General features: G+C 55.6%; 5 protein-coding genes and 1 pseudogene. 4 read left to right on the forward strand and 2 right to left on the reverse strand.

The annotated features are described in order from the left end of the window. Positions 1 to 379 precede the first annotated feature (379 nt). Positions 380 to 8,206, forward strand: a complete 7,827-nt coding sequence (locus AO068_RS08480) for a Tc toxin subunit A (protein ID WP_058408123.1) — start codon at positions 380 to 382, stop codon at positions 8,204 to 8,206. 52 nt (positions 8,207 to 8,258) lie between these two features. Here the strand turns inward: AO068_RS08480 and AO068_RS08485 are convergent, their stop codons facing one another. Continuing rightward, complete coding sequence (locus tag AO068_RS08485) at positions 8,259 to 9,281, reverse strand: zinc-dependent alcohol dehydrogenase family protein (RefSeq protein WP_058408124.1); 1,023 nt, start codon at positions 9,279 to 9,281, stop codon at positions 8,259 to 8,261. A 309-nt stretch (positions 9,282 to 9,590) separates the two neighbouring features. Here AO068_RS08485 and AO068_RS08490 point away from each other — a divergent pair, with 309 nt between their 5' ends. The 3 genes and pseudogenes from AO068_RS08490 to AO068_RS28045 form a co-directional block, all read left to right on the forward strand. Then, a complete protein-coding gene (locus AO068_RS08490; RefSeq protein ID WP_002553328.1) occupies positions 9,591 to 10,505 on the forward strand; it encodes a LysR family transcriptional regulator in 915 nt (304 codons plus the stop codon). Positions 10,506 to 10,793: 288 nt separating this feature from the next. After that, positions 10,794 to 11,585 carry a hypothetical protein gene (locus tag AO068_RS08495; protein WP_058408125.1) on the forward strand — a complete coding sequence of 264 codons (792 nt, stop codon included), beginning with the start codon at positions 10,794 to 10,796 and terminating at the stop codon, positions 11,583 to 11,585. A 60-nt stretch (positions 11,586 to 11,645) separates the two neighbouring features. Next, positions 11,646 to 11,771 (forward strand): annotated as a pseudogene (locus AO068_RS28045) (IS5/IS1182 family transposase); the annotation flags it as partial. 356 nt (positions 11,772 to 12,127) lie between these two features. Here AO068_RS28045 and AO068_RS08500 read toward each other — a convergent pair. Next, positions 12,128 to 17,710, reverse strand: coding sequence for a DUF3320 domain-containing protein (locus AO068_RS08500; RefSeq protein ID WP_058408210.1), 5,583 nt, complete (start codon positions 17,708 to 17,710; stop codon positions 12,128 to 12,130). Positions 17,711 to 17,868 lie beyond the last annotated feature (158 nt).

Genomic DNA, 17,868 nt, shown 5'->3' on the forward strand with positions numbered 1-17,868 from the left:
CTCTATAGGAAGCTCTCGGCGAGCAAGAGCGTATCGACATACAATGATGCTTTTACTCTGCCCTGTAGGAAACACCAGTGGCATTGTGCGCATTCTGACAGATTGATTAAACTTTAATACTCATGTCGCCCACAGCTCCATATTTACCTTCGTCCAGCGGAACTGAACCGGTACTTTCAATGAAGCCATAAAGAGCATCGTGCCCGGCGCGGCATTGTCGAGGTGAAATATCACACAGCCGGCATTCAATTGTCTCGATTATCGCCAAAGGTTCTAAGCGGCACTCACCGACATCGACCCACTCTGTCCTAAGCTTGATCAATGCGCTCTGCATTAAAGACGCACAAGGAGTTTTCAAACCCAACAAGGACGTACAACCATGGCCCTGCCATCCGCTTCCCTCGAAAAAAGTTCATCTCCGACCTACGCCAGTCTGTTTCCGGAAAACCTTGCGCACATCACCTCCTCGGGCGCGCTGGACTCCAACGACGGGCCTATCGCCTACCTGAGCGACCTGTATCAACGAGCCATCAAGCTGGAAATAATGGCCGACAACAAGGCCATCAAACTCGGTGTGCGGCGCCCTGCGCTGGGCGATCTGCTGCTTGACGAAACCAGCGCCCACCAGACCGTATCCGCGCTAAAACTGGTGATCGATATACTCGCTAATCCCGCGCAGATGCTGGCCGGCATTACACCATTGCCGAATGCCATCGCCGCATCGGGCAGTCATGCAACGCTGCCATTCCATCTGGCTTTCCAGCAAATGCGGGCGGTGCTTGAGCAGAAGGGCATCACGCTGTTCGATGTGCACAAGCTTGCGTCTTATGATTATCCCAACTTCTGCTACCAGAATTTCCGCCAGAAAGACCTGCGCGCGGCCATACTCTCGGGCAGCGGCCTTGACCCGTCCCTGCACACACTGCTGCTGGACAATGAGACTGCGGCAAAAGCCGATTTTTTCAAAACTGCCTACGGCGTAGCCGGTAGCGCAACCGAGGCTCTGCTGGCGATCAGCGATGTAGCCCTGTTTCGCCACCAGACCGGACTGAGCGAACAGGACCTTTACGACCTGCTTGCCCTCAAAAGTACGGACGATGGAAAGCAGACCGGCTTCAGCACCACGGTAAAACGTTCCGAACACCTCCCTGTCGCATCGCAAACAGAGGTTGCAGCCAGTCAGGTTTACGGTGCCTCGTTTATCAACAATGCCAGCAGCCCGGCAATCGCCATTACAGTGCCCGCTGACAGCTCGTCAGGCCAGCAACTGACCAACGTCAGCGCCAGCCATTTCGCCCGCCTGCACAAGCTCATTCACTTGCAGCACTTCCTCGGCATGCCGTTCGCTGACGTCGATACGCTGGTAATGTCCGCCTTGCGTGCAGAAGGTCAAACCAAAGATTTCCACTTTACCGCCAACACGTTGCGAGCAATCAGCGTGTTCCGTTACCTGCATCGTGATTTCAAGGTCAGCGCATGGCAGTTTGCGACCATGCTTGGCGCGTTGCCGGTATATTCGGTGGGTCAGGCATTGCCCGCTCTGGATACCGTATTGGGTGCGCAGGCCGCCAACGGTAACGACAGCAATCAGACCCGAGTGATATTCGATGACGCTGAGTTCGATCTGGATACCGACGCGGGCCAGGCTACGCTGGCGCAGATGTGCTACGCACTGAAGATCGACGAACAGACCGCCAGAGATTTCGTTGCAACTACACAGCGATTCCAGCAACCCGCCGCAAAAGGCGCCCCGGCAAAACTGCCCAAACGATCACTGACCTTGTTTTCTGCGTTATATCGTCAGGTTTACCTGCCGCGCCTGTTGAGGCTATCGCCGCAGGCCGGGGCCGGTCTGATGTCGCTGCTGTTCATCGGCAACGACGACCTGCTCAAGCAACTGGCTGGCGCACCGACGCTTCTTGATAAAGACGATCAGCCGGACATCCTCGACGTGATAATGGCTGCGGTGAACCTCTCTCAGTGGGCGAGGCTGCAAAACATCGGTCTGGATCTACTGGCGTTGCTGCTGACGCCCACGCCGGATATCGAGGCGAAAACGCTCCCCGCTCCGGCCGACTGGCTGGAATTGATCACGGAATCTGCAGATCGGCTGGGCAAATCATCGCTGACAGAAGCCAGACTTGCATCATTGGCCGCTGTGCAGCAGGTTGCACTCAAGGACGACAAGAATACCTGGCTGCAGCTTTTCAACCCTCTGATTGACACAGATGGCTGGGTCAAGGCAATTCCCGTATTCCAGGGCCAGGACCGCTTGGCGGCGATCAATGCTCAGATTTCAATCTGTCTGGCGGGCGCGTTAGCACAGAGTGATGCACTGGATGTAGATGCCTACCTCAAAACCGGTGAGGCCTTCGCCGCGCAGATCAATGGGGCGCTGATCGCTCAGGAAGATGTTATCAAGTCGTTGGGGGCGGCGCTGTCAGGCAATAGCAATCAGCCTGGTCGATCGGTATTGAGTGAACAGCACGTATTGCTCCTGTTGCGCTGGCTCGACATCAGTACCGCCACCTTGCTCAATGAAATAAAAAACAACGCAATTCAGGCGGGCAGCCAGAACACGTTCAGCAAAAGCGCATTCGTCATGTGGTCAGAGCTAAAACGCCATGCCGAACTGATCATGCGCTTCAACCTCAGCCCCGCCGGGCTTGAGTTGCTACTGGAATACCCTGAGCAAATGGCCTTGGACGAGTCGGGATCAAGCCTTGACCTGTGCTACCAGCTTTCATGCCTTGGCAATTGGGTCAAACGCGCTCAGGAGACTGGCTATCAGGAGTCCGATGTTCTGGATTATCTGCAGGCCATCAACAGCGATGGAGACGAGTCAACAGGACTTGAAGCGGCAGAGCGGCTGGCCAAGTTGATTGGCTGGAACGCTGAAGAAACGCTGTGTGCCGTGGGGACTACGTATCTGCCGGAGCCAAAGCCTGCGCCAGAGGCCACCAAAGTTATCGTCAAACCAGATCGTAAGACATTTGCCGATTACCTCGCCAGCCTGGACAAGAGCTCCAGAGACACCGTCAACGGGAATGGAGGAGTCTCATATATTGCACAAAACTATTATTGGACCCTGGACATCAACAATGTGTATTCAGGGATAAAGCCGATATTCATGTCGTTTCAAAAATTTTTAAGCGATAACCCTGGACCGCTGATCGTTAGTCCGGATGAGTTCACTGAAGTCTATTCGCAAAATAAGGAAAGAGCTGAGTACCTGAAGAAAAGTGGCAAACTCTTAAAATTTAAAGGTCAGATTCTCGGCTTTACTGACCGCACGCGAACCGGGAACCCTTTAAATGGGCTGCTGAACACGGCACCCAAAGAAGTAGCTGAAGCCAAACCGATTCAGAAGAGAGCTTTCAATGTCGCCGATGTCGATCAGGTCCTGCGCTTACAGTTGCTTTGCCAGAAGACAGGGCTGTCATGCCAGTCGCTTATCGCATTGACTGCACTGGATGCAAAATCATCCTATGGACAGGTTCAGTCACTTGCCACGCTGTTGTTCGCAAGTTGTGATGAGGCCGAGCAGCACGCTATCAATATTCCGCTCAACGAAGCGTGGCGAGATGCACTGGTTGGCTACCTGCTGATCAACTTGCCCAACACGCCTGACTACAGGTTTTCCACTGCTGCCGACGCCGACGATCTGTCCAACTTTCTGCTGACCGATGTGCAGGTTTCCAGTGAAGTCATGACCAGTCAGATGGCGCATGCGACGGCCAGTTTGCAACATTACCTCAGCCGATTTTTCGCACACCTGGAACCGGGTTACGACACAGCGGCGCGGAATATTATTGCTGACGCGGACGACGAATGGCGTCGCTATTGCAACCAGTACGCGCGCTGGCGCAGTTGGCACCAACAGGTCAACCATCCGGAAAACCTTATCCAGCCAGCCTTGCGGCCCGGCAAGAGCCAACCATTCGTCGAGCTGGAAAATGAACTGAATCAGGGCAAACTGACCAACGACATGGTGCAACTCGCGGTGGCTAACTACATCGGCAAGTTCGAGCACGTCAGCAACCTGCAAGTGGTCAGCGGCTACCTCGACGGCTTTGACCCGGTAAGCGATACCTACCATTTCATCGGCAAGACCAACGTCGAACCGACTGAGTACTACTGGCGATCGCTGGATATCAGCAAGCGCGATAATCTGGGGCAACTCAGCCCGCTGGCATGGAGTGAATGGGAGAAAATCGGCTTGCCTCTGAGCGGGCAGATCGTGCAAACACCAACCACAGATGGGCAAACGCTGGATGTGATTCGTCCGATCATCATCGCTGGGCGTCCCTATGTGATCTGGGTCGAACGCTCGACCACTCCGATACCCAGCGCAGACGAAACGAAGCAGACGCCTACAAAGTTCAGAAAAATTACCGTGCATTACTGCTATAAGCAGATAGATGGGCTATGGAGCCCAGCGAATGAGTTGCTGGCCCTGGACGGGACAAAGGATGGCAAGCGTTTAAAAGATGAAAATAATAATTACCTTAAAGACGACACTTACAAACCCGGGCTAATTGCTATTGTGGACGAACATGGCAAGCGCGAGAACGACCCCTGGTTGATCGCATTGCTTTACGATGCAACGACAGAAGACAAGCCTGAAAGAGAGAACCCTGTAAAAGGACAGCCAAAAATACCAGGTAAAAAGAAGGATGCGCTAGGAACGAAAGATTATGATTTTTTTGTTCAGGCACGTGATTTGTTGTTGATTGATGAAAAAGTGATAGGCGAAGAACACCAAAATGAAGAGGACAAGGAAAGCAAACTGCTTACTGCATTGCATACTGAGTACAACGATGCTAGAAGGATTCAGCACGTGTATGTAGGTGACATTTTATCCAGCCAATCCTACAAACTTGAGTTTCAACTTACTGAAAGCGACTTTCCTATAGAATCGACAACAGATTCAACCAAAGGTGAAAACCCCACCATCTTTACAAGAACATATGAAAGAGCAATTATAAATTTTTTCACTGACAGCACAGTACTTATACAGGACTCTGAACACATAAATGGGCTTGAAAATTATATCGCCGAAATACTCGAAGCCATAGGTATCTCGCCACCTACTAAAAATCAAAAAAAAATAGTTTTACAGTTAATGCTCGAATTATTTAACGACATCGGCAACGATAGAGGTAATGAATTTTTGACACGAAACCATTCAGAATTTTTTAAAATAAACCACACAATAAATACACCCGAATACTTAATTAAACACATAAAAACCTTAAACCTTAAAACTGCTTCAACAAACGGAAACTTAACTGTCGCACTACCTTTCACATCGAGCAAAATATCATACGAAAAACGTGTATTCACCACCCACGAGCATCTTGTCACCTTCGTCCCAGTCAAGGCGTCGCCGAGCACGCTATCGACTTATGTAAAAAGACCACTGAACAAAACCTTACGTATTTCATTCAACTTTTTGCAGCAAATACCGCTGCCCAACGGCGCATCGTCTGCCCTTCAGGGTGATGCCGCCTTTGCCTCCATACAGCTGAAAATCCTTACCAAAGCTGCCGCTGACGAAACGTTCGTAGAGCGGGCCAGGAAAGAGGTAGTGGCCAATGGAGAGGCTTTTATCGAAGCAGACCTTGATGAGATTTCACCTGGTACTTACCAGGTGGCGTTGGTGGGGGTGGACCACTGGGTGGTCAATCAACTCCATGAAGTCAAAATAGTCTCGTCTCGAACGTCTACTCTATGGGACTGCAAAATCACCCGCAACCCGGAACAGGCCCTTTACCTGGAACTCAGTGGTATGCAAGACCTCCCGTTCAGCACTATCCGGCTCAACACGTTGTTCGGCAAGCAACTGGTCAGCCGGGCCACGCAGTCGGTTGATCGTGTGCTGGCATGGGATACACAGATGCTACTGGAGCCTGCCATCGACGCCGAAAGTACAGTTTCGGTGGACTTCCATGGTGCCAACGGGCGCTACTTCCGTGAATTATTCCTGCATCTCCCGTTTCTGGTCACCACACGTCTCAGCGAGGAGAAACAGTTTCAGGAGGCGTTACGCTGGTGTACTGAGCACTTGTTTGACCCTTACCGCACTGGCACTGGAGAACATGACCAACCTGCGCTGTGGAGTACTAGGCCGCTTGCCGACATCAGCACAGGCACGTCGCAGCTTGATGATTCTGTCGACCCGGCGATACGGGCCTTCACCTCGTCCCGTCACTACCGGCAGGCAGTATTCCTGTTTCTGGTCGAACACTGGCAGCGCGAGGGTGATCATTATTATCGGCACCTCACCCGTGACAGCCTCACGCAGGCCTGGCTCAGCTATCAGCAGGCGCTCAAGCTGATCGGCCAGATTGCCGAAACATCAAGGGGAGACAGCTGGACGGCTCAACCGTTGAAAGGCATCACCGAAGGGGCGTTCCGTACCCCGCTCAACGCCCGCCTTACCGATCTGCGCAGCACCATCGAACAGCGCCTGTTCAACCTGCGCCACGGCCTGACGCTTGACGGCAAGGCAATGCCATTTTTGCCACTCTACGCAACCGACGATCCGTTCAGCCATTCATCCGGGAAAGCCGGTGGACTCAGTTCCACCTATAATAGTGCCTTCGGCCTGATACCGGTCTATCGTTTTCCCGCACTGGTAACGAGGGTGCAGCAAGCAATAAGGGTGTTGACCGACATGGGTCGTCATCTGATGCATCTTATGGAGAGTGAATTTGACACATCACTGTCGGTGCAGCTACAGGACCAGCAAGTCCAGCTTGCTGACTTCACAATAAAGCTCCAGGCAGAAGCGCTCAACGCTGCCCAGGCAGGCAAACAGACGCTGATATCGGGTAAGCATGCAATAGATTTACGGCACACGTTTTATAGGGATCAGGTCTCCGAGGGGAAAACTGATCTTGAGTCTATAGCACTGCGTTGCAAGGTCGATGCTGCGTACATGGAAACTGCAACGTCGTTACCAGAGGCCGTAAAAGGAACGCTTGATGCGCTGCCCAATGTTTTCGGTATGGCAATGGGTGGTCAGGAATTTTCTGCTCCGGTGTCTGCCGCGATTGGTAGTGCTCATGCTTTGAGCAGAGCACTGGCCTTCGCGTCGGACAGATTGACTACCGAGGCCGAATACGAACGTCGCTCAAGAGGCTGGCAACTTGAAGTGGATCTCGCCGCTTTCGAAATGGCGACCCTGAACCAACAAATCGTCGAACAAGACATACTTATAAAATCTGCAGCAATCGCCGTCGAAGAAGCAAAAGCTCAGCGTATTGCAATGCAGGAAGCCTATGTGTCGATGACCACCGGCTTCACTATCATTCCTACCTACAACTGGCTGGTCGCGCGGATGAGCACTGTCTACGCCCCGGCCTACGATGCGGTATTGTCAATGGCTCTCGCCCTCGAAGGCGCCTGGCGCTATGAGATAGGCGACTACGAACATGCGCAGTTCATTCGCACCGGCGGTTGGAATGACAACTTCCGCGGCATGCTGGCCGGAGAGTCATTGCAACTGGATGTGCTGGAGATGGAAGCGGCTTACCTGCAGTCTTCCGAACGGCGCATGAACATTCGCAAAACGGTTTCGCTCAGATCCCAAGTAGGTATAACCGACGACGGTAAATGGCTTAAGACGTTGCAGGAACTGGGCACCAAGCCTCTGATGTTTTCCTTGAGAGCTGCTGACTTTGATCGTAATTACCCCGGGCACTATCTGCGCCAACTCAAGCATGTGTCGGTGTCCTTCAAGTTGCAATCCAGTGATCCGGACGGCTTGCAGAACCTCTGCGCTGTGCTTAACCAGACCGGCAGCACCACGCTGGTCAGACCGGATATCGAAGCCGCCAGGCTTTTGTACGGAACACGCAAGTCCAACCCGTACCTCAAGACCAATCTGCGCGCGCAACAGCAAATCGCGCTGTCTTCCAGCCTGTCGGACGACGGCCGGGGCATAGGCAGCGAAGCTTGGCTGTGCGAGCTGATGTTCGACGATGGGCGCTATTTGCCTTTTGAAGGGACAGGCGCGATATCGAACTGGACGCTGGAATTTCCAGATGCAGAAGTTGTGAAGCAATTCATAGGAAAAGACAACAAAGCTGCAGTTACCGACATTCAACTGCACATCGTCTACACCGCCGCAGAGGGTGGCAGTCAGTTCGCGTCATCCATCAAGCAATTATTGAAGGAGCAGGAAACGCCAAACTCCTGAATGCAAAAGCCCTCCAGAACGGAGGGCTTTTTTATTACAGGGCAAAAAAATATTAGACCGACTCGACTTCCAGCACCGCACGCCCACCAATCGGGCAGACGTCCATGTAACGGTGCGCCTGCACCACCTGCTCGAACGGGAAGCTGCGTGTCTGCAACGGCGCAAGTACCTTGTCGGCGGTCATTTGATTGATCTGCTGCAAGGCGCGTTGCAGTGCAGCCTCATCCTGAGTAATACCCAGTTCAGGCTTGCCGGTGAAATTGCCCAGGCAGTGCACGTAGAACTGAATGTTTTTCTGGAACGCAGCGCAGGCCGGGAACGGCGTCTGATTACCGCCTTGCAGGCCATACAACACAAGGCTGCCGCGTGGCGCGAGCACATCACCCATGATCGACATCTGCGGGCCACCGAGGCCATCGAAAACAGCATCGACACCACGGTTTTCGGTGTACTTGCTGATCGCCATCAGCAAGTCCTGCTCTTCGGTGACCACCACCTTGTCGGCACCCAGAGACTGTAAATACTCACGGGCATCTTCGGTCTTGGTCGCGGCGATCACCCGAACGCCCAGCGCCTTGCCCAACTGCACGAAAGCAGGACCGGAACAGTGGCTGGCGTCGGTGACCAGCACGGTTTGCCCGGACTTGATACGCGCCAGGTCAACATAGGCAAAGTACGCCACCAGATACGGTGTGTAATGCACGCTGGCCTCGACCGGCGAAAGCACATCCGGGTAGCGAGTCAATGCCCGACGCGGCAATACGATGGTTTCGCCATAGACCGGGTGCTGGTTGGCATCGGCTGCCGGAAAGCTGGCGACCTTGTCGCCAACTTGCAAATCGTCGACCCCATCGCCCAGCGCAGTCACCACGCCAGCCATCTCATAACCCAGGCCAGCAGGCAGCCGGGCCTGGGTAGACGCGAGATTTTGTCGCCAGAGAACGTCGTACCAGCTGACACCGATGGCCTGGACGCGCACCTGCACCTCGCCGGTAACAGGCGACGCGACAGGATGCTCTTCGAGCTTGAGCACCTCGGCCGGGCCAAACTGGTGAAAACGGATCGTGCGGGACATTTAGAACCTCGCCTGGTAAACCTTGATGCCACAAACTTTATCCGGGCATTGCCGGGAACACTATCGGTGGCTATTGATAGTCGACATGCCTGTCATCGATTGTGTCCTGTGAGCTGCATGTCGCAGCCAGAAAGCGTCTGGAAGCCACGATGCGTAATGGCCGCCATTGTTCGCATGTCGACGAGACATTGCAAGCCATGTGGACATTCCGTGGCCTTGCCATTAATTTTCCCTGCGCCAGACCCGCATTTGCTCGTACTATCGCACCCTGCTCACGTCCCAACCGACAAATGGCCCGAGATATTCCGCATGAATCGTAACGACCTGCGTCGCGTCGACCTCAATCTGCTCATCGTTTTCGAAACCCTGATGCATGAGCGCAGCGTTACGCGTGCGGCGGAAAAGCTGTTTCTGGGCCAGCCAGCCATCAGCGCAGCACTTTCTCGTCTGCGTGGCCTGTTCGACGACCCACTGTTCGTGCGTACCGGACGGAGCATGGAGCCCACCGCCCGCGCCACAGAAATATTCGGCCTGCTTTCCCCGGCACTCGACTCCATCTCGACAGCGGTCAGCCGTGCTTCAGAGTTCGACCCGGCCACCAGCACTTCGGTGTTCCGTATCGGTTTGTCGGACGACGTCGAGTTTGCCTTGCTGCCCACCCTGCTCAAACGCCTGCGCTCTGAAGCTCCGGGGATTGTGCTGGTGGTCAGACGCGTCAATTACATCCTCATGCCGCCATTGCTGGCCTCGGGTGAAATCTCGGTCGGCGTCAGCTACACCCAGGACCTGCCTGCAAACGCCAAGCGCAAGGTTCTGCGCAGGAGCAAGCCGCAATTGTTGCGCGCCGACTCGATACCCGGCCCCTTGAGCCTCGACGACTTCTGCGCCCGCCCCCACGCACTGGTCTCCTTCGCCGGCGACCTGAGCGGGTTCATTGACGAGCACCTGGAAAAAATCGACCGCAAACGCCACGTCGTCCTCGCCGTACCACAGTTCAATGGCCTGGCGACACTGCTGACCGGCACCGACATCATCGCCACCGTGCCTGACTATGCCGCGCAGGTACTAACAGCCGCTGGGGGCGTTCGGTCTGAAGACCTGCCGATTGAAACCCGCACGTTCGAACTGCACATGGCCTGGAGGGGCGCGCAGGATAATGACCCGGGAGAGCGTTGGTTGAGGTCGCGGATTCAGATGTTTTTTGGGGATCCGGATAGTCTGTAGGGGTCGGCAGGCAGGCCGTTCAGCTGATCATTTCTACCTTTTCATAGACCATGGAGATCCATTCAATTCCAGTGGATTGCTACATTCGGGGGCATATTTGAGGGCATGCTTTGGATGGTTTCAAAAGGATGCCCCCAGCCTAAGGCCGAGCAGACTATTGATGAGGATAGCTCCGACCGGACTCTCTGTGAGTCGATAGACTGGCCTGAGGCTTTCAGCTGAACGTTGAACATGCAGCCGATTGACTCTCCGACATCACCACCATACGAGCATGATTGAGGATTCAAGATGGCTGAAAACGAGAAATTATGTGCGCTTTGCAACGATGAGCATGATTTACAAGACAGCCATCTCTTGCCAAAGCACTTTTATAAATACATAGATCGAATGAAGAAAAAGGGGACAAAAACTCAGTTCAAGACGGACGACAATCGCCTTAACAATCTCGGACGTCAGGTGACGCAGTATCTGCTTGGTAAAAACTGCGAACGCCGTTTCTCCACATACGGAGAGGACTACTGCGCAAAGCTGATCGCGCCCAGACCAAATGAAATGCCCATCATATATGATCATCTCAAGGGACTTAAAGACTCAAGCCTCTATGCTAAAGATGTTCCAGGCCTAGAATCGAAGAAAATATACTACCTTGCGCTCAGCATCATCTGGAGAGCATCGCAAGAGGGCTGGCCAAACTACAATTCTATATCCTTGCCAGAAGAAGACTCTCTTGCCATCAAGGACTATTTACTGTCGGACGGCGCACCTAACTTCCCAGCAGGCTACTATTTGGAGGTTAGTGTTTCACCACCGACTGATATTTGGACAACAACTTTCCCCACGCGCCTGAAAGACGGCACAATTTTCTTCAACTATAACCATCTCGAATTTCATATCAAAAAAGATCAGTTCTTGTTCGACCTGTATTCGCATCCCAACCAAGGTGCCGTACCAATAATTTATAAGCTGAACAGCAAGCGATCCAAAAATTTGATGACAGGTCAGATGAGGGCGTATAAAAACGCCACAGCATCCAAAAAGGTAGTCAGACTGGGTCAAAATTCGGGGAATACCGAAGCTTAAGAATCCCAAAGCAGTGAGCTAGCACGTTGTGCTCACTCAATCAACTGTTGAGCCCATACTGTCAAGGTGAGATTTCGCGGGCTGGCCAAGAACCATGCACATAGAACCACTTTGTTTGCCTTGTCGAACCTATGGATGTCGCGGCGACGTTTATTGGACATGGCAGGACAGGTGCGTCCGCCATGAGACAAATGGGCCCGATGGCCCTTCTGCAAGGCAAAAAACGGGTTTGAAAAGCGTTTTTTCGGGCCGTTTTTCTGATTTGCTGTCCCCACTCAAGTAAATTTCACCTTGACTTGGGTATTCACGCCTGAATAGTCGCGTGCTTCAGACCATCCCTAGAAAACGCAATATTCCACTACTGTCATTATCCCTACCTTAAGTTGTGCCTGTAAGAGGTTACGCATACGAAAGGCTGATGCTCAGATTTCCACGCTAAATAACGGTCTGCCCAGCAGTCCTCATCGTGTCGCCAGACGCCTCACCGACCGCAAATGTCTTATGACACTCTAGGACCGGTCAGGACGCCCCCAAGAAAATAGCTACTCCGGAACTTTCAGGAGGCCTTCTTCATCAACCAAACGACCACAGGCGACGACGTGCTCGACCATCGCCGCCACACGTTCTCGTACCGAAGCCGAGATAGCTCGGATGCCGATGGCGCGCGCAACGCGTTCGATGACCTGATCGCGGTTCGCGCCAAAGTTACGCGCTACGACGATGACGATGGCCTCTGCAAGTTCTGCTTCCGGTAGATACTCCGCCCGGCGGAGCGCCAGTGAAGATACCTGCGAACGATCGCGTGGAACGACAGGCGCGCTGGTCATGGCGAGCCAAACGCCGTCACGCACCACAGAGTTCTGGCGGACAGCCACATCGATGGCCCTTTCGACGGCGTCCTGAATCCGGCTACCAGCTCGCTTGGCGCCCCAGGCGTCACGGATACGGGACACGACCTCATCGGTATGCACGGGTCCCTCTATACGCACAACATTAACCGCAATCTCGGTAAGAACGCCGGTCGGGGTATCGTGGATTTCTTCCGAACGATGTGTTGGCCGCTGTGGGTTCGCTTCGACATACGGTTCGAAGGTGAAATCACCGTCTTCCGTCCTCAGCTCCCGTTCGATGGCAGCTGCATCGACAGCCTGCTCTTTTGAAAGGACCTCCTCGACTACGCGCTCGTCGAACGCAGCACGAGCCGCATCGATCTGCCGGCAGACAAGGTCGAGTTGCTCTTGTGGACGCTGGAACCAATCGGTGCTCCAGATACGGTGGAGGTTCCAGCCATGATCGAGCAAAACCTGCTGGCGAAGACGGTCACGGTCCCGGGCGGACTGGGCGCTATGATACGACGCGCCATCGCACTCGATGCCCAGGAGGAAGCGACCCGGGCGCTCCGGATCAGTCACCGCAAGGTCGATAAAGAACCCAGCCAAGCCCACCTGACGCTGGACACTGTATCCGCGAGATTCGAGAGCCGAGGCAACCTGCTCTTCAAATATGGAATCAAAGTCCCGTCCCGTGACGGCAGCCGTGTCGAGCTTTCCCGTGCGGGCATAGCGGAGAAAGATACGGAATGCCTCGATACCTTTGCGGCTGGCGGAAAATGCAGGATCGATGTGCTCATCGGTCGTTGAGGAGAACACCTCGCATCGCTGCTTGGCGCGGCTGATCAGCACGTTGAGGCGACGCTCGCCGCCCTCGTTATTGAGAGGCCCGAAACGCATGGGTACTTTGCCGCCTGGTACGGTCGGTCCATAGCCAACCGAGATGAAGATGACATCCCGCTCGTCACCCTGAACGTTTTCAAGGTTCTTGATGAAGAAAGGCTCACTGTTGCGGCGGTTGAAGAACGCCTCCACCTCCGCTGGCAAACCACGGCGGAGTACTTCAAGCTCGTCGAAGATGGCACGGCTTTGCGACGCGGAGAACGCTGCTACACCCAACGACAGATTCGGATGCATACGGGCGTGCTGGACGATAGCCTCAGCGACTACCTTGGCCTCTGGCCCGTTGACGCTCTTTACCGGTGAACCGAAGACGCCATCCCGAACATGGTGGAAGCGCAGGCCACGCCCACCCTCCTGAGTCCAGGGGCTAGGCACGATGAATAGCTTGTTTTCATAGAACTGGCGGTTGCTGACTGCAATGAGCGACTGGTGGCGACTACGGTAATGCCAGCGGAGCATGCGCATAGGCAGGCCGCGTGCGGTAAACAGCCCAAGGATGCTTTCAACGTCGCTGACCTTCGTTGGCTCATCCTCGTCAATGTCTTCATCGCCACTGGTGAGCTTGGCAAAGAAACTGGTTGGCGGTAGCTGACGAGGGTCACCGACCACAACCACCTGCTTCGCACGAGCCACCGCACCGAGGGCGTCGACCGGCTGAATCTGGCTCGCTTCGTCCATCACGAGCAGGTCGAACTCAAGTGCACCGGGCGGCAGGAACTGCGCGACCGACAACGGGCTCATCATGAAGACTGGCTTCAGGGCGGTGAGCGCAGGTGCCGCGCGTTCGACCAGCTTTCGCAGGGCCATGTGACCCTTCTTCTTCTGAATTTCCCCCCGAAGCACCCCGAGTGGGCCAATCGAACCACTGTCTCTTCGAGGAACATTCTGGTGGTGAGCCTGAACGACTTCGCCTGCCGCCGCTGCGATACGCAGGCGGTCAAGCTCGGCGAACTCGCGGACAATATGGCCGTGGGCGACGCCATCGAAGCGGCCCAGAGCCGGTTCAGCCTTCAGCACCCGACGGTATTGCCCTTCAAAATAAGCGAACTCGAACGCAGCGACCGCGCTCGTTGTCGATAGCCGTCCATCAGCAAGTCGGGCGACGAAATCCGCGCAACCGTCGCGAACGGCCCGTGCAGCACGATCGCGATAGGCCAGCCACCGGTGGAGTTCTTCCTGCTCGGTAACCCAGCGTGATAGCCGCCCTGTCAGGGAATCCAGATGCGCCTCATGGATGAGCGGCGCACCAACACTTGCTGATAGATCGAGTGCAAGCTCATCTGCGATGGCGTGGAAGGCGGTAGCGAGATGCACGGCCTGTTCGTCGAGAGCCTTGGCGCGAGGAATGAGAGCCTCACGCTCATGGACTCGACCGGCCAGCGCGCGGATGTCTCCATTGACTTTGAGCCAGCCAGCGGCTGTCGAGAGGGCGTCCCAATCACTGTCGAGCCCTCGCCACGCGGAGCCGAATAGTGCGCGGCCGAGGCTATCCCCATCTCGTACTCCCTGACGCGCCTCGCGTCCCGCATCGAGCCTTTCAAAAACGGCACAGACTGATTCTGCGCTAGTGGGGGCCTGGATCAGGAAGCCGCTTACCGTCGACCAGGCATTCGTGTGGCGGACGGCGAGCTGCAACAACGACTCGAGGTCGAGTTGTTCAGGCGCGGTGGCGTCGCCGAACGCCTGCGTTGCCTGTGTAAGAAAATCGACATGGACGCCGGACAGGTCGGGAGCGACCTGCGAGAGCAAAAGGCTTACGTACTTCGAACGCTGGGCGACATCATTCTTCTCAGGACCGCGGGAAGCGATGAGACGGGGTTCGGCCCCGAGCCCGCGCAGGGACCGCATCCATTCAACCAAAGCCACGAGCGGCGCGGAGACCGAGCTATCGCCTTGCCAGTCATCACCGAAGGCTGCCTTGCCAAAACTGTCTTCATTGCGCAGGACGCGCCGCGCTTCCTGACCGCGGATCAGGGTATCGAGAGAAGCCAGGGTCACCGGGAGAGGTTGGGCGGGCTGAACCAGGACCGAGCGCATGAGCTTGTTGGCTGCACGCCAGTCGCCACTGAGGAAGCGGAATAGGCTTGTGCCCTTCGCAGCGAGCGCGGCGCGGGCGGGACCTACGTCGATATCCCAAGCGAGCTCCTGGAGCTGACCTGCCAGTGACGTATGAACCCCTTCGAGCTCAGCGACGGTATGGGCGATCTGCCCGGCCCGCTCTACGCCTCCCTCCCATAGCTCGGAAGCGAACGTTTCGGGGCTCGCCGGTGGCGCATTTGCAACCCGCTCGCCGATCTTGGCGAGGCGGGCAAATTCGCCAGCGGTCGGCGCGCATTCGCGGCCCAGTGCGTGAGACAGACCGCGGGCAGCCTGCAATAACGCCGGGATGGCGTCGCGAACGGCGCAGAGGCGGCGAACGGTATCCGCATTGAAGTCACCAGGGCATTCGGTGAGCGCCTGCTGCGCCTCGTGGGTGTCCTCGTCCCATGCCTCAACATTGACTTCGGTCGACAGCGATTGGCGCAAGGCGGCAAAGCGGTGACCCAACGCTAGCAATGTATCGACCATCGAAACGTTTGACCAACCGTCATCTGCCATGGCAGCGGCATCAAGCACAGGCGCCACACTGATGCGCCGGGCGAGTGCGCTGACAGGGACCAGCTCTTTGAGCGTGCGCGGAAACTCGGCTTCAAGCAAACTGGCAGTAGCATTCATGTACTGGCGGGCGTTCTGGAGCTGGCCGCGCAGGGTTTCGATACGAGCGACGAGACGCTCACGATCGGTTGGTAGCATCGCTTCGATGCCCACCCCGGTAAAAGCGTGGTCGTCGGGTGTGCCGATGATCTCAATCCGTGTGACAAGGTCGCTCAGAAGTGTATGGCGCCGTTCGAAACCATCCGCCCCCCAAGCGTCGATTCCCTCCAGAACGACATCGTTGGGCATCACCCCCGCTTGCCGCAGGCGCGCGAGATGACCCATGACCTGGAATGGGGACAGACTGGATGCTGGGTCGACAGCATGGAGCCGCGCTACATGGCCGTTCAACTCGTCCCGCGCTTCGGTCAGGCGAGCAATTAGACTTCCGGTGGGAGCTGACTTCGGAGCTCCGAGATCCCAAGTGCGTCGGAGCTCATCCAGTACCGCGCGCTTGTTAGCCTTGTTGCTGTGGAGTTCCAGACAAGCATCGCCCACGCCCTTTTCATCAAGGCGACGTTTTACCACCTCGAGAGCAGCCATCTTCTCCGCCACAAACAGAACAGTTTTGCCGTCCTTAATGGCCGACGCAACGATATTGGCAATCGTCTGGCTCTTACCGGTGCCAGGAGGGCCCTGAATCACCATGTCGCGACCGCGACGCACCTCATGGATGGCAATAGCTTGCGAACTATCGCAATCGAGGATGTGGAGCATCTCCGCCGGCGGGATGACCGGATCGATGTTGGCGCTCTCGTCGAGCATACCCTCTCCACCAGGGAAGCCGTCGGAGAGCAGGCCTTTGATGAGTGGGCGATCAACGAGTGTGTTGCCCTTAGGCCACACGGCGGGGTCGAGGTCTCTATACATCAGGAATTTGGCAAAGGAGAAGAACCCGACGGTCATCTCATCCCGCAGCACTTCCCACTGGGGCTTGTCCGCCACCGCAGCCGCAACATCCGTAAAATAGGAATCGATATCGAAGCTATCGCTGGCTTCGAAGGCGGGCATACGAAGCTTGTGAATGCGGTCGAGGTATGCTTCCAACGACAGGTTAGATGCGACATCTTCAGCGCGAGCCTTGAGTCGGAATTTCTCGCCCGCCGTTCCGCGGTTCAACTCGACGGGAATCAGGATCAGGGGAGCATGGCGGACGTTCGCTGCATTGTTCGGATCGATCCACTTGAGAGCGCCAAGGGAGGCAAAGAGGACGTTCACGCCCTGTTCTTCTTCGAGCGTCTTTGAATTCAGGTACAGCTCGAGCAGGTGTTTTTGCAGACCCGTGCCCGTGAGCCGAGTCTGGAGCCTTGTGTCGCTGTGACGGGTGAGTACGCCCCTCTCGTCGACGCTGTCGTCGGGTTGGGCAAGCTGGTCGATTTCATCGGACTCAATGGCCGGCTTTGTGTCGTCGGCTGCCGAATCGTCATCGGACTCATCAGTCGCCGCCTTGCCGGCCAGGAAGGTAAACGCCTTTCCCTCCCGAACGAGGAGGCGATAGACCTCGGATGTCTTCTCATCAACGATCGCTATCGCCGAGGTACGGCTCGATCGCGGCATATTAAGGAGTCGATTTCGCGCTGAGAGGTCAAGCAACTGTGTACGCGCCTGCTCAAGCTTCTCGGCGTTGGGGAGCGTGCTCTGGAAAATCGATGCATCCATGGTCGAGTCGGGCGTTGCTGCTTCTGTCTTACTGTCCATCGTCATGTCCCTGGCGGACAATTTCCGCCGAACGAGCCCTTCATTGGGCGATCAGTCTATTTTCGCATCTCGGGCGGACATACGTTGGCTGCCGATAAGGCCAGGAGCCAAGTTGCGACCAGAAATCTCCTTCCAACATCGAAACTGCGTGCGCCTGT

The sequence above is a fragment of the Pseudomonas sp. ICMP 3272 genome, from assembly GCF_001466905.1.
GTDB lineage: Bacteria > Pseudomonadota > Gammaproteobacteria > Pseudomonadales > Pseudomonadaceae > Aquipseudomonas > Aquipseudomonas amygdali.

Bases quoted from the DNA above. Each gene is read 5' to 3' on its own strand.
- AO068_RS08495 (WP_058408125.1), top strand. From the start codon at position 10,794: ATGGCTGAAAACGAGAAATTATGTGCGCTTTGCAACGATGAGCATGAT.
- AO068_RS08490 (WP_002553328.1), top strand. From the start codon at position 9,591: ATGAATCGTAACGACCTGCGTCGCGTCGACCTCAATCTGCTCATCGTT.
- AO068_RS08480 (WP_058408123.1), top strand. From the start codon at position 380: ATGGCCCTGCCATCCGCTTCCCTCGAAAAAAGTTCATCTCCGACCTAC.
- AO068_RS08485 (WP_058408124.1), bottom strand. From the start codon at position 9,281: ATGTCCCGCACGATCCGTTTTCACCAGTTTGGCCCGGCCGAGGTGCTC.
- AO068_RS08500 (WP_058408210.1), bottom strand. From the start codon at position 17,710: ATGGACAGTAAGACAGAAGCAGCAACGCCCGACTCGACCATGGATGCA.